Here is a 13,256-nt window from a genome sequence, read left to right on the forward strand (position 1 = left end):
ACGACCGACGCCGGCGTCGGACGCGACGGAGCTTTTTTCGACCGAAGCGGGTGACGACTCGCGCTGTTGCACGCGGAGCGACGGGAGCGTAACGCGACGCGAGAGCAGCGACGGGAGCGACTCAGTCGTCGGCCGGCAGTCCGTCTGGGTCGGCCGCCGGTGCGGGCGCGACGAGGCCGACGCGGACGCCGAAGCGCCGCCCCAGCGGGCCGAGCGCGTCGCGCTTCATGAACGCGAAGCCGGCGAGGATGAGCGCAAAGCCGGCGACGGTGACGGGGCCGAGGCGCTCGCCGAGGAACGCCCAGCCGGTGACGGCGGCGACGACCGGCGTGACGTAGTTGACGAGGCTGATTTCGACCGCGCCGATGCGGTCGAGCAGGACGAAGTAGGCGATGAAGCCGACGGCGCTGCACAGCACGGCCAAAAACAGCAGCGCGGCGACGACGACGGGCGTCCACGCCACGCTCGCGAGGCCGGGTTCGCCGAGGACGGGGCTCGTGACGTGGAGCATGGCCGCGCCGATGAGCATCATCCACGACTGCATCGGAACGACCGGCGGGTTGCCGGGCAGTCGCTTGACGAGTACCGAGCCGAACGCCCACGCCGCGGCGGCGAGAAACAGCAAGAGGACGCCGAGGAGTTGGCCGCCGACCGACCCGGACGCGAGGGCGATGACCACCGTTCCGGCCAGCCCCAGCAAGACGCCGAGGAAGCCGAACGCGTCGAGGCGCTCTTCGGGGAGCATCGGCCACGCGAAAAGCGGCGTGAGGACGGGCGCGAGGCTGATGACGATGGCCGAGACGCCGCTCGTCACGTACCGCTGGCCGGAGAACAGAAGCGAGAAGTGCGCGCCGATGAGGAGCGCGCCGCCGACGAAGACGACGAGCCACTCGTCGCGGCCGCGGGGCCGCCAGTCCTCCGCCGCGAGCAGGCCGTAGCCGAACAGCACGACGCCGGCCACGTCGTACCGGAGGGCGGCGAACAGCACGGGCGGGAGGGCGTCGAGTCCGACCTCGATAGCCATAAAGGAGGTCCCCCAGAGGACCGCGATGGTCGCGAACAGTGCGAGCGTCCGATTCGTTTGCGTATTGATAGACACGAGATATCGACCGTAGACCCAGGTGTTGAAACGGCTACCACGCCGCCGTACATCAAATTTCTCGGAGCCGAGATAGCACTCCTCTCGGGTCGTGTTGACAACCGTCTCAGCGTGGCGGAACGTCAGCGAAGCCGTCGGCGACCCGACGAACAAAGTAAGCTAGTTACGCGCGCCCCGAGAGAGACCGACCATGAGCATCCTTGAGGACGCGCGAGCGCTCGCGGAGAGCGGGCCGGTCTGCGACGCCTGTCTGGGCCGGGCCTTCGCCGAGCGCAGTTTCGGGCTGACGAACGCCGAGCGGGGCAAGTCGCTCCGGGTCGCCGCCGCCCTCGACGACGACGAACCGTACGAGGCCGTCGAGACCGAGGACTGCTGGGTCTGCGAGGGAGCCTGCGCCGAGTTCGACGACTGGGCCGAGCGCTGTGCAGAGGCCATCGAGGACGTGGAAGTCGAGACGTACCAGGTCGGCACCCGCGCGCCGCCGCTCGTCGAGGAGAACGAACTGCTCCTCCGCGAGGGCGCGGGGCTCCCCGAGGACGCCGGCGAACTGTTCAAATCCGAGTTCAACCGCGAGGTCGGAAAGCGCGTGGGCCGGCTCACCGGCGCCGAGGTGGACTTCACCCGCCCCGACGTGCAGTTCCTCCTCGACATCGAAGCCGACACCGTCGAGGCGCAACTCAACTCCGCGTTCGTCTACGGGCGCTACCGGAAGCTCGCCCGCGACATCCCGCAGACCGAGTGGCCCTGCCGCGAGTGCGACGGCTCGGGCTACAAGGGTAAAGAGCCGTGCGACTACTGCGGCGGCTCCGGCTACCTCTACGAGAACAGCGTCGAGGGCTTCGTCGCCCCCGTCGTGACGGACGTGATGGACGGCGTCGACGCGAAGTTCCACGGCGCGGGCCGCGAGGACGTGGACGCGCTCATGCTCGGCACGGGCCGACCGTTCGTGGTCGAAATCATGGAGCCGCGTCGCCGCACCGTCGACGTCGAACAGCTCGAAGGCGACATCAACGCGATGGCCGAGGGCGAAATCGAGGTCGAGGGGCTCCGACTCGCCACCTACGACATGGTCGAGCGCGTGAAGAAACTCGACGCGAGCAAGGAGTACCGCGCCGCCGTCGAGTTCGACGACGGCGTGACCGACGCGGAACTGGCGGCCGCGCTGGACGAACTCACCGGCGCGACCATCGAGCAGTACACCCCCAACCGCGTGGACCACCGCCGCGCGAGCATCACCCGCACCCGCCACGTCTACGACGCCACCGGCGACCTCGAAGACCCGCGCCACGCGACCGTCGAAATCCACGGCGAGGGCGGCCTCTACATCAAGGAACTCGTCTCCGGCGACGAGGGCCGAACCAACCCGAGCCTCGCCGGCATCCTCGACACGGGCGCGGTCGTCACCGCGCTCGACGTCATCGCGGTCGAAGGCGAGGACGAGCCGTTCGAGGACGACGCGTTCTTCAAGGACTGAATCGAGACGCCGGCGGGAGTCGGCGGGAACCGGTCTGGTCGGCGTCGCGGACCGCAACCTCTAATTTTCCACCCCAAGACCCGACCAGGTATGCACATCGGCGTCGACGAGGCCGGAAAGGGACCCGTGTTGGGTCCGATGGTCGCCGCGGCGGTCCGGGCGGACCCCGACGCCCTCCCGGACGGTATCGCCGACTCGAAGCGCCTCGCCCCCGAGCGGCGCGAGGAACTCGCCGCAGAACTGCGAGAGTGCGACGACATCTCGGTCGGCGTCGCGTTCGTCGAGCCCGAGACCATCGACGACCCCGAGACGGACATGAACCTGCTGACCGTCCGGGCGCAGGTCGAAGCGGCCGCCGACGTCGCCGCCGACGCCGACGAACTCGTCTGCGACGCGGGCGACGTGAGCGAGTCCAGATTCGGCCGTCGCGTCCGCGAGGGACTGGCCGAGGCGGGCGTCTCGGTCGCGGTCCGCGCCCAGCACCGCGCGGACGACGAACACGCCATCGTCGGCGCGGCGAGCATCGTGGCGAAAGTCGAACGCGACCGGCGGGTCGAGGCCATCGCTGACGAGTACGGCGAGGTCGGAAGCGGCTATCCGAGCGACGGGACGACCCGCGAGTTCCTGCGGGAGTACGTCCGCGACCACGGCATTCTGCCGGACTGCGCGCGGAAGTCGTGGTCGACGTGCGCCGACCTCGTGGCCGCGCACGAACAGTCGTCACTAGGGGATTTCTGAGGCGTCGGGGAACCGGCGGTGGAAAACGTGGAGGGCCGGTAGTTCGGAGGCGAATCGCGGAGACGATTACCGCATCTCGGCGAGCGCGACGTACGCGCCTTCCTGGGCGGAGAGCCACGTCGTCAGCAGCTCGTCTTCTGTGAGTCCTGCGGGGAAGATGGTGCACTCGTCGGGCGCGTCGTCGTACGGGGCGACGATAGCGACGAGTTCGTCGTCCGCGGCGTCGGAGCGCCGCAAGGCGTCCGGGCGGGTCGTCGTCGCGTCCGGGTCGTCGTGTCGAAGGGTCGTATCGTCCATGAGTGGAGTGCGTGCACCGTGATTACCGACGGGCGGCGGTTGCTTGGTTGCCGCTTCACTCAATATTTTATAGACTGTCTATATGATTCTGTCGGCGAATCCGCCCCGGTGAGGACGACCGAAACCGCCGCAGTCTGCCGATTCTGAAATAGAGAACGCTCGTCCGGGCACGGAGATATCAGCTTCGAGAATCGTCGAGGCCGCCCGAGCGGACGGAATCGCGACTTCGCGGTGTCCGGGGGGCGGTCGGCAAAAACGCGTCGGCCGAATCGAGGTCGGCCTCAGCGGTCCTCGGTCAGGAGGAGTCGGAGGATGTCACCGTACGCCGGGCGGGTGACGAGCACGCCGACGATGACGCCGAGGATGGTGAAGATGGCGAAGCCCTGGAGGTCACCGAGCGAGAGCACGGCGAGCGGGCTCATGGCGATGATGGTCGTCGCGGCGGCGGCACCGATGACCCAGAAGGCGCGGCGGAACCGCGACTGGAAGACCTTGCGGGACTTCACGGAGCCTTCGCCCATCACCTCGTCGGCGATGATGATGAGGTCGTCCACCCCGGTCCCGATGACGGCGATGAAGCCGGCGATGACGGAAAGGTCGAGCGGGTAGCCGATGGCCGCGGCGAATCCGAGGAGGATATACACCTCGGAGAGGCCGGTGACGATCATCGGCAGGGCGACCTGCGGTTTGCCGTAGCGGATGAAGACGACGCCCGCGACCGCGAGCACCGCGACGATGCCCGTGATGAGCGAGTCGAACTTGAAGCTCTCACCCTGGCTCGGGGAGATGTACGACGAGGTGCCGCTATCCTCGCCCGAGAGGTCGAGGCGGGCCGGCAGCGCGCCGGCGCGAAGGTTGATGGCGATTTCCTGCGCCTCGGACGTGTTGCGCGTCTGGAGCTGGAAGCTCGGCGCTCCGGCCCACTCGCCGGCCCGCATGGTGTCGGCGAGCCCGCCGCTCATACCGAAGGCGTTGACGACCTCGCCGTTGACGACGAGCAGGAGACAGCCCTCGGTCGTGTTCCGACCGCCGTCTTCCATGTAGGTACACCGCGTCCCGCCGGGTTGGGCGAGGCCGGTGTCCTGAACTGCCGTCTGGAACTCCGCCGCGGGGTCGTCGCGGACGGAGACGGGGACGAACGCCCCGCTTCCGGTCTGGGACTCCTGTGCGGTCCCGATGGAGGTGAAGTCGGCCTGCGTCAGGACGGCCTCGCGCGTCTCGTAGGTCCGCGAGCCGTTGTCCGTTCCGGTCGGGTAGTAGATGTCGATTTGGACCGTCCCGCGCTCGCCGACGAGGTCGACGACGTCGGACTGGTCGCGGTTGGGGACCTCGACGAGGATGAAGTGCTCGCCCGTCGCCGTGGTCACCTGCTGGACCGTCCCGCCGGAGAGGCCGGCCTCGTTAATCTTCGACTGGAGGACGCGAACCGTCTCGGCGCGGGTCGTCCCGGTGACGCCGTCTCTGACCTCGCCGTGGGCGTAGCCCGCGGCGTCGAGCGCGGCGCTCAGGTCGTCGGCCGTGACGTTCTCGATGGTCGCTTCGACCGTGCTGGACTCAGCGCCCGTGCGGGCGATGATGTCCGCGGCGTCGGCACCGGCTATCTGGGCGGCGACCTGCCGTTCGACGACGCGCTCGGAGTCGCCTTCGAACTCGACGTCTTCGGCGGTGACGCCGACGAGCGGCGCGCGGATGCGCGTCCCGCCGTCGAGTTGGAGACCGAACTGGAGGTTCGTCGCGCTGTCGTCCTCGCCGATTGGGGACTGATTGCCCATCGTCGGCGAGAAGAGGGCGAACGTCGATAGCAGGATGGCCACGACGAGGAAGATGACCCGCCAGTTGTCGCGGAGCGTGCTCATCGAGCCACCCCCTCGAACTTGTACCAGCGAAGGAGGGTCACGTTCAGCATGTAGGTGTTCATCAGGTCGGCGGTGAGGCCGAACACGAGGACCGTCCCGATGGCGGCGAGCAGTTGAATCCCGAACAGCGTCGCCGTGATGGTCATGACGATCATCGCCGCGATGGACGTGAGCGTCATGGTCACGCCGGTGCGCATGGCGCGCGCGGTCGACTCGTAGAAGTCACCGGAGCGCCGGAGGACGTGATTGTTCAGGAGGATGTCCGAGTCCACCGAGTACCCGATGAGCATCAGGAGCGCCGCGACGGTCCCCAGCGACAGTTCGATGCCGAAGAGGTTCATCAGCGCCACCGGGATGACGATGTCGGAGAACGCCGAGAGGACGACCGCGATGGAGGGGACAAAGGAGCGGAACATGGCGAACACGAGGACGCTCATGCCCGCGAAGGCGACCGCGAGGCCGCCGAGGGCGAGCAGTTGCGTCTCGCCGCCGAAGTTAGCCGACACGGCGTCGATAGACCTGACTTCGAAGCCGGCGTCCTCGGCCTGCGTCTGGAGTTCGGTCGATGTCGCGCTCCCCGACTGGAACGTCACGACGTAGGTTCCGTCGGCCGCGACGGAGCGAATCGATTCGGGCTGGCTATCGAAGGCCGCGGCGACCTCGCTTTGCGGGGCATCCGTTGCGATGCGGAGTTCGGTACCGCCGGTGAAGTCGACGCCCGGATTCACCGGCGCACCAGTCGCGACGTACCACCCTCCGATGACCAGTAGGGCCACCGCGAGGACCGCGAGGGGGACGGCCGCGAGTTGGCGATTCGTGTACCGGGTGTAGTCTACCTCCGGTACCGTAAACTCAACCATGGGTTGCGGTCCTGAGCGGTGCGGAATAAGGTTTCTTATCCGCGGACGATTTCGGCCGCGGCGCGGTCTGGCGAGCGCGCGGCGAACCCGCGACAGGCCCATAGTCGTTGGCCGACAATCGTGAACTATGACGACCGAACCGACGGCGACCCGCGTGGTCGTCTCCTTCCCCGACGAACTCAGCGCGTGGGGCCACGACCAGCTGACCGCCGACCGCTTCGTGACCTACCTGCGACGGGTCCACGAGGACGCCGCGCCGGGCGACGAGTGGGAAGAGTTCCTCGACGTTGGCTGTTGCGGCGACTCGCTGACGCTGACGCTCCGCGTGGAGGAACTCGACCCCGAAGGGGCGACCCGCATCGACGACGAGACGACAGTCGAGTTCGTCGAGCGCGAGGGGAGCGTCCACGGCGGCTGGTGCGTCCAGAGCGCGGACGGGCCGGTCTCCTCGACGGCGGAACAGCGGTAGAACGCGAGACGAACTCCGGGGTGAAAACCGACCTGTCAGGGCATGTAGCGGACCGCGACGACGCCCGGCTGCGAGCGGATTTCGACGCGGTTCACGTCGAGTCTGGCGGCCCGCGAGAGCAGGCCTTCTCTGTCGTCGAGGATGTCGTCGACGGCCTGTTCGGTCATGTCGTCGGGGACCGACAGGACGTGAATCTCGCCGGTTCCGGCGCGTTCCTCGCGGACGAGTTCGCCGTCGGGGTTGTCGGCGGCGATGTCCCGGGAGTTCGTCGTCGGCGACTCGGTCGAGCGCTCGACGGAGACGGTCCAGCGCGACTCGACCTCCACGAGCTGCCACGAGACGTTCATCGGCGGGTCGGGCGCGACGGTCCCGCGGACGGCTTCGTCCTCGGAGACGCCGGGGTTCGACGAGAGCGCGTGGACCTGCCCGGAGTGAACGTCCTTCAGGACGGCCGACTCCTCGTCGGCGGCGGTGACGAGAAACGTTCCCGTTCGCTCGGACTCGGCCTCGGTGTCGGTCTCGGACTCGGACTCGGTCATCACCAGCTGTACGCCACCGGGCCTTTTCCCCGTTTCGGGCGCTGACGGCGGCGTGTGGCATCGATACCCACGGCGACGGTGGGCTTTTCTCGCGGCGCTTCGAGGCGACTGACGATGCCCGCGCTCTGGCGGTTGACCCGGACCGAGACGGCCCGCCGCGTCTACGACGCGCTCAAGGCCCGCGGCCTCACGGCGACGCAGATGGACGAGTACGTCGCGGACGCCGCCGCGGCGGACGCCGACCGCGACCCCCCGTCGGGAGTCGAGATTCGCGCGCTCGACCCCGCGGAGACGCGTCGATTCGAGGGGCGTTACGACGCGTTTTCCGAACTCCGAGACGACGAGACGGCGGTGTGCGCGTTCGACGCCGAGAGCGGAGAGAGAGACGGCGAGGGCGGTGAGAACGGTGAAGCCGCGGACTCCGACCTCGTCGGATACCTCTTTCTCGGTGACCCCGGCCTGACGTACCACGTCCACCCGCTGGAGGCCGACGTGACGTTCCCCGGCGGCTACGTCCGCCGGGTGTTCGTCGCGCCCGAGGCGCGGAACCGCGGCGTCGCCACCGCGCTCGTCTCGCGGGCCGTCGCCGTCGCCGGCGAACGGGGAGCCGAGACGGTCCACGCGCTCGTCGCCCGCGACAACCGACCCTCGCAGTGGACCTTCGAGAGCGTCGGCTTCCGAGTCGCCCGCACCCGGGCGTACTACCGGGTCGGCCCGTGGCGACGCCGGCGCGTCAAACCGCGTTCATAGCGGTACAGAACAGTCAGTGACGTCCCGAGCGCTCCGTTCGGGAACGTTAGTATATAGATATTTGATTTATATATACTATATCGGTTAAATTTATACTCGGTCGACCGAGTGTGTCTGATAGACAGGCATGACGGACGAACTCAGGTCAGCAGTTCGCGGGAGGCTGGACGCGGTCGACGCGCGGGCGAGCGAGGTCGTGCGCTCATCGACGGGGGAGAACATGATTTCGCGGCTCGGGACCGCGGACTGGTTGAGTCTGGGCGCGCTCTTCTGGGCGTGGGTCGGCGCGATACTGTTCGTGTCGGGCGAGCCGAACTGGGCCATCGTGGCCGTCCTCGCCGGCTTCGCCTTCGACAAGGCCGACGGCTACTACGCCCGCAAAACCGGGACCGCCTCGGCGTTCGGCCGACAGATAGACTCGTTTATCGACATCTTCGCGTACCTCGTGTCGGCGGCGCTCCTGTACCACGTCGCGCTCGCGCCCAACCCGGTCGTGAGCGCCGTCGTCGGCTTCGTCGTCCTCACCTTCGGCGGCCTGCGACTCATCCGCCACAACAGCGAGGGCTTCGGCGACGAGGGCGGTACCTCGTACTACCACGGGACGACGGTCGTCCACACGCACCTCGTCGTACTGGCGAACTACTTCCTCCTCCAGTTCGTCCCGCTGTGGAACGGCTGGGTCGCGGGCGCGACAATCGTGGCGGTCTGTCCGCTCATGACCTCCGACTACAAGGCGTACAAGACCGACGCGGGCCACGTCCTCGTCGGCGTCGCCGGCGTCCTGACGGTCGTCGGCTGCCTCGCGCTCGAATTCGGCGTGGTATGAGCGGGCGGGCGCAGGGCTCGCGGGGGCCACAGACGCTCGCGGTGGACCTCCACGTCCACACCGACGCCTCCTACGACTGCGAGATGTCGGTCGAGGCGGTGTTGGCCCGCGCGGCGGCGGTCGGCCTCGACGCGGTCGCCATCACCGACCACGACTCGGTCGGGTCGCTCCCGCGGGCGTTCGACATCGCCCACGAGTACGGCGTCCGGGTCGTCCCCGGCGTCGAGGTCTCGACGGCCGACGGCCACCTCCTCGCGCTCGGGGTCGACGACCCGCCGGCGACGAGGCGACCGCTCTCGGAGACGGCACGAGAGGTCCGCGAGGCGGGCGGACTCGCGGTCGTGCCGCACCCGTTTCAGACGTTCCGACACGGCGCGTCCCGGCGGACGATTCGGGACGTTGACGCCATCGAGGCCATCGAGGCGTACAACGCCCACACGCTCACCGGATTCAGAAACGGACAGGCGCGGCGCTACGCCCGCCGGCAGGGACTCCCGGGCACGGGCGGGAGCGATGCCCACCGGCCCACGCTGGTCGGACAGGCGTACACGGCCGTCTCGGTCGAGGCGGACGGCGGCGTCACGACGGACGCCATCTTGGAGGGGATTCGCGCCGGGCGAACCGTCGCTCGCGGGACGCGGACGACCGCCCGCCAGTACCTGCGGAAGTACGCGCTGAACGCCCGGCTCAAGACCGCCTCGTTCCTGTGACCGGTCGCCTGTTCGACTCGCCCGCGGCGCGGAACGCGGCGCTCGTCAGAATCGGGGCCGTCGCGGTCGCTTTCGCGGCCGTCGCGGTCGGCGTCGCCGTGTTCGCCCCGCGCCTCGCCGACCCGGCGTGGGTCCGCTCGGCCGTCGAGTCGACCGGCCCGTTCGCCCCGCTGGTGTTCGTCGGTATCCAGACGCTTCAGGTGATTCTCGCGCCGATTCCCGGCCAAGCGCTCGCCGCCGTCGGCGGCTATCTGTTCGGGACGGTCGCCGGCACGGCGTACAGCATGGTCGGCGTCGTCGCCGGAAGCGCCATCGTCTTCCTGCTCGCCCGGCGCTTCGGCCGGCCCGCGGTCGAGCGTCTCGTCGCCGACGACGCCCTCGCGCGGTTCGACGGCTTCGCCGACCGCCGGGGCGTCGCCGGCCTGTTCGTCCTGTTTCTCCTGCCCGCGTTCCCGGACGACGCGCTCTGTGCACTCGCTGGGCTCTCGCCGCTTCGACTGCGGACGCTCGTCGTCCTCGTCGCCGTCGGTCGCCTGCCCACGTTCGCGCTCGCCGCGGCCGCCGGGCAGAACGCGGGCGCGGCGAACTACGAGGCGGTGGCGCTCCTCGTCGGAATCGGCGTCGTCGCCTCGGCGGTCGTCTACCGCTACCGCGACGAGTTGGCGGCGAGGGTCGGCTGAGAAAACGCGCGGGTCGCGGTTAGCGAAGCAGTCGGTGAATCCCGTAGATGCCCGCCGCGCACGCGACCGGCGGGACGAGGCCGTAGAGCGCGGGCAGGTCGTAGAGGAGTCGGACGACCGGAACGAGCGCCGAGACGGTCACGGGGCCCACGGTAAACGGCTCGGCCGGCGTCTGAAGCTCCGCGGGAACCGACGCGAGAAGCCCCACGTACACCGACAGCATGAACACGAAGCCCGCGAGCGCGAGGCTCAGGTCGTACCGCGGCTTCGACCCGGTGCGGCGGTGTCGGCGGGCGACGAACAGTATCGGGGCGACGAGCGGCGCGACGACGAACAGCCCCACGAGGACGTAGAACGACCGCGAGAGGGTGAGCGACCCGCCGGGGACGCCGGCGGTCGCACCGATGAGGACCACGAGTCCGAAGGCGACGAACAACGAGACGATGCCCGTCGCCAGCGCACCGACGAGCACGTAGCACTTGAACAGCCACGACTCGCTGTGCCGGAAGGCGTACGGGAACGCGCCGATGACGCCGCCGTAGTCGTCTGCCATCGGTCGCCCTTGGGAGCGGCCGCGATTAAAGCGACCGGTGTCGTTTTGACGCCGGGCGACGCGGCATCCGGTATGCAGGTAGACCTCGGAAACGTCCTCGACACGGCGCCGGCCCACGGCGTCTCGCGCGAGGCGCTCGACCGACTCGACGACCGCGTCGCGGCCGCTCACGACCGCATCGAACGCGGCCGAGCGGCCGGCGAACACGGCTACGAATCGCTGAACCTCCCGAACACCACCGACCCCGCGGCGATTCGCGACGCAGTGAGCCGGTTCGACGACCCCTCGGCGGTCGTCACGGTCGGCATCGGCGGGAGCGCCCTCGGCGCGGCCACCCTCACCGACGCGCTCGAAAGCGACGTGGACGCCTACTACCTCGATAACGTCGACCCCGAGGCCGTCGAGCGCCTCCTCGACTCGCTCGACCTCGCATCGACCGTCGTCAACGTCGTCTCGCGGTCCGGCACGACCGCCGAGACGCTGGCGAACTTCCTCGTCGTCCGGGAGGCCATGGCCGACGCGGGCGTCGACTGGACCGACCGGACGTTCGTCACGACCGGCGAGGAGGGGAACCTCCGCGACCTCGCGGACAAACACGACCTCCCGTCGCTCCCCGTCCCGGACGGCGTGCCCGGCCGGTTTTCGGTGCTCTCGACGGTCGGCCTCGCCGCCGCCGCCCTCTGCGGTCACGACATCGAGGCGGTCTTGGAGGGCGCGGCCGCACAGGAAGCGCGCCTGTCTGACTCGCTTTTCGACTCGCCGGCGTACGCCTACGGCGCGGTGTCCTACGCGCTCGCCGAGCGCGGCATGCAGCAGAACGCGATGATGCCCTACGCGGAATCGCTCGAAACGTTCTCCGAGTGGTTCGCCCAGCTGTGGGCCGAGTCGCTCGGGAAGGACGGCCTCGGCCAGACGCCCCTGCGGGCGCTCGGCGCGACCGACCAGCACTCCCAGCTTCAACTGTACCGCGCCGGCCCGCGCGACAAGTTCGTGACGCTCGTCCGCGCCGCGGAGCGCGACGACGTCGCCATCCCCGAGACCGACCTCGACGGCCTCGCGTACCTCGGCGGCTCGTCGCTCGGTGACCTGCTCGACGCCGAGTTCGAAGCGACCGAGGCGAGCCTCGCCGCGGCCGGCCGGCCGAGCGTCCGTATCGAACTCGACCGCGTCGACGAGTACGGACTGGGCGAACTGCTCTACGCGATGGAGGCCGCCTGCGTCCTCTACGGCGAACTCGCCAGCGTGGACACGTTCGTCCAGCCGGCGGTCGAGTGGGGCAAACGCGCCGCCCGCGGCCTGCTCGGCGGCGGCGACTTCGAGGAGGCCGACGCGGTCGAAGAGAAGTCGCGGCTGGTCGTCGAGTAGTCGGAGCGAGCGGCGCACGGCGACCACGGCCGAGACTCGGCTTTTGCGACGACGACCGAACGGCCAACCAGCGACGACGACCGAACGGCCAACCAGCGACGACGACCGAACAGTCCACGGGGTGGGACTGAAAGGGGCCGCGGGGGCTTTCGAGGGGGTCCAACAGACCGGTCCTCCGCTCGAAACGACGCAACCGACACAGACGCACGTGACTCCACGGAGTCACGAGAATCGACCCGAATCGATTATCCGACCCCATTCCGAAGGGGGGACAATGGCACACGACACCGCCCGCACGTCTGCGAGCCTCGCAGACCACCTCCAGGCGTACGGTGGCATCATCATCGTCGTCGCCCTTTCGCTCCTCGTCGGCGCGACGTTCGGCTCGCTCGCCGGCGGCCTCGCTCGCGGCGTAGTTCCGGGCGATACTGCGCTCATCGGCGCGATAGAGAGCGCCGGACAGTTCGTCGGCTTCGGCGTCGTCGGCGCGGGCTACCTCGCCGCCCGCGACGACTGGGAACTGATTCGGTTCGAGCGACCGACCGCGCGCGACGCCCTGTGGATTGCGGGGGGATTCGTCGCCGTGATGGGCGTCTACCTCGGCGCGTCGGCGCTGATGTCCGCGCTCGGCATCCAGAGCGGCGACAGCGTCATCGCCCAGCAGGGCCGCGAGAACCCGGTGTACTTCCTGTATCTCACGGTCGTCACCATCGTCCTCGTCGGCCCGGCGGAGGAGCTTATCTTCCGCGGCATCGCCTTCGGCGAACTCCGGCGGCTGTGGGGGCCCGCCCCGGCGGTCGTCCTGTCGAGTCTGGTGTTCGCGTCGATTCACCTCTGGTCGTTCTCCGGCGAGGGGCTGTACGTCTCGTTGGGGATGGTGCTCGTCCTCGGGAGCGTCCTCGCGGTCGTCTACGAGCGAAGCGGGAACCTGCTCGTCGTCGCGCTGGTCCACGGGCTGTACAACGCGGTCCAGTTCCTCGTGAGCTACGCGCAGGCGACCGGGCTGGTCTGAAAAAGCGGCATCGAACCGCGGGCGGCGA

15 protein-coding genes are annotated in these 13,256 nt (G+C 69.1%); 9 read left to right on the top strand and 6 right to left on the bottom strand.

Going from position 1 to position 13,256, the window contains the following annotated elements; translation table 11 throughout:
* Positions 1 to 121: 121 nt before the first annotated feature.
* Positions 122 to 1,099, bottom strand: a complete 978-nt coding sequence (locus DEQ67_RS13355; protein ID WP_006601151.1) for a DMT family transporter — start codon at positions 1,097 to 1,099, stop codon at positions 122 to 124.
* Between the two features lie 190 nt (positions 1,100 to 1,289).
* On the opposite strand from DEQ67_RS13355, the gene DEQ67_RS13360 reads away from it, so the two are divergent.
* Both DEQ67_RS13360 and rnhB read left to right on the top strand, forming a co-directional pair.
* A complete protein-coding gene (locus DEQ67_RS13360) occupies positions 1,290 to 2,573 on the top strand; it encodes a tRNA pseudouridine(54/55) synthase Pus10 (RefSeq protein ID WP_115861157.1) in 1,284 nt (427 codons plus the stop codon).
* A 90-nt stretch (positions 2,574 to 2,663) separates the two neighbouring features.
* A complete protein-coding gene (gene rnhB, locus DEQ67_RS13365; RefSeq protein ID WP_008606039.1) occupies positions 2,664 to 3,311 on the top strand; it encodes a ribonuclease HII in 648 nt (215 codons plus the stop codon).
* 66 nt (positions 3,312 to 3,377) lie between these two features.
* On the opposite strand, the gene DEQ67_RS13370 is transcribed toward rnhB, so the two are convergent.
* The 3 genes from DEQ67_RS13370 to secF all read right to left on the bottom strand — a co-directional run bounded on the left by DEQ67_RS13370 (position 3,378) and on the right by secF (position 6,324).
* The gene (locus DEQ67_RS13370) at positions 3,378 to 3,608 is read right to left on the bottom strand and encodes a DUF7511 domain-containing protein (protein WP_004041856.1); all 231 of its coding nucleotides are present in this window, start codon (positions 3,606 to 3,608) and stop codon (positions 3,378 to 3,380) included.
* 281 nt (positions 3,609 to 3,889) lie between these two features.
* The gene (secD, locus tag DEQ67_RS13375) at positions 3,890 to 5,464 is read right to left on the bottom strand and encodes a preprotein translocase subunit SecD (RefSeq protein ID WP_004062926.1); all 1,575 of its coding nucleotides are present in this window, start codon (positions 5,462 to 5,464) and stop codon (positions 3,890 to 3,892) included.
* Entirely contained in the window at positions 5,461 to 6,324 is an 864-nt protein-coding gene (gene secF / locus DEQ67_RS13380) for a protein translocase subunit SecF (RefSeq protein ID WP_004062927.1), read from the bottom strand. The genes secD and secF overlap by 4 nt, the downstream gene beginning before the upstream one ends.
* A 127-nt stretch (positions 6,325 to 6,451) precedes the next feature.
* Here secF and DEQ67_RS13385 point away from each other — a divergent pair, with 127 nt between their 5' ends.
* On the top strand, positions 6,452 to 6,793 hold the full coding sequence (locus DEQ67_RS13385; RefSeq protein WP_115803217.1) for a hypothetical protein: 342 nt from the start codon (positions 6,452 to 6,454) through the stop codon (positions 6,791 to 6,793).
* A gap of 35 nt (positions 6,794 to 6,828) precedes the next feature.
* On the opposite strand, the gene DEQ67_RS13390 is transcribed toward DEQ67_RS13385, so the two are convergent.
* The gene (locus DEQ67_RS13390; RefSeq protein WP_004062929.1) at positions 6,829 to 7,332 is read right to left on the bottom strand and encodes a DUF5812 family protein; all 504 of its coding nucleotides are present in this window, start codon (positions 7,330 to 7,332) and stop codon (positions 6,829 to 6,831) included.
* A 114-nt stretch (positions 7,333 to 7,446) separates the two neighbouring features.
* Here DEQ67_RS13390 and DEQ67_RS13395 point away from each other — a divergent pair, with 114 nt between their 5' ends.
* From DEQ67_RS13395 to DEQ67_RS13410, 4 genes are all read left to right on the top strand, one after another.
* A complete protein-coding gene (locus tag DEQ67_RS13395; RefSeq protein ID WP_006601149.1) occupies positions 7,447 to 8,082 on the top strand; it encodes a GNAT family N-acetyltransferase in 636 nt (211 codons plus the stop codon).
* A gap of 127 nt (positions 8,083 to 8,209) precedes the next feature.
* A complete protein-coding gene (locus DEQ67_RS13400; RefSeq protein WP_006601148.1) occupies positions 8,210 to 8,908 on the top strand; it encodes a CDP-alcohol phosphatidyltransferase family protein in 699 nt (232 codons plus the stop codon).
* Positions 8,905 to 9,618, top strand: a complete 714-nt coding sequence (locus tag DEQ67_RS13405; protein WP_424020129.1) for a CehA/McbA family metallohydrolase — start codon at positions 8,905 to 8,907, stop codon at positions 9,616 to 9,618. Before DEQ67_RS13400 ends, DEQ67_RS13405 begins: the two co-directional genes overlap by 4 nt.
* The gene (locus DEQ67_RS13410; protein ID WP_006601147.1) at positions 9,615 to 10,298 is read left to right on the top strand and encodes a TVP38/TMEM64 family protein; all 684 of its coding nucleotides are present in this window, start codon (positions 9,615 to 9,617) and stop codon (positions 10,296 to 10,298) included. Before DEQ67_RS13405 ends, DEQ67_RS13410 begins: the two co-directional genes overlap by 4 nt.
* A gap of 19 nt (positions 10,299 to 10,317) precedes the next feature.
* Here DEQ67_RS13410 and DEQ67_RS13415 read toward each other — a convergent pair whose 3' ends face one another.
* Positions 10,318 to 10,851 (bottom strand): hypothetical protein, encoded by a 534-nt coding sequence (locus DEQ67_RS13415; RefSeq protein WP_004041847.1) that lies wholly within the window; start codon positions 10,849 to 10,851, stop codon positions 10,318 to 10,320.
* 72 nt (positions 10,852 to 10,923) lie between these two features.
* On the opposite strand from DEQ67_RS13415, the gene DEQ67_RS13420 reads away from it, so the two are divergent.
* Together DEQ67_RS13420 and DEQ67_RS13425 are read left to right on the top strand one after the other, a co-directional pair.
* Positions 10,924 to 12,216: a hypothetical protein gene (locus DEQ67_RS13420; protein ID WP_004062935.1), complete on the top strand. Its 1,293-nt coding sequence runs from the start codon at positions 10,924 to 10,926 to the stop codon at positions 12,214 to 12,216.
* A 274-nt stretch (positions 12,217 to 12,490) separates the two neighbouring features.
* Entirely contained in the window at positions 12,491 to 13,228 is a 738-nt protein-coding gene (locus DEQ67_RS13425; RefSeq protein WP_006601145.1) for a CPBP family intramembrane glutamic endopeptidase, read from the top strand.
* Positions 13,229 to 13,256 lie beyond the last annotated feature (28 nt).

This window comes from Haloferax sp. Atlit-48N (genome assembly GCF_003383015.2).
GTDB classification, from domain to species: Archaea; Halobacteriota; Halobacteria; order Halobacteriales; family Haloferacaceae; genus Haloferax; species Haloferax volcanii.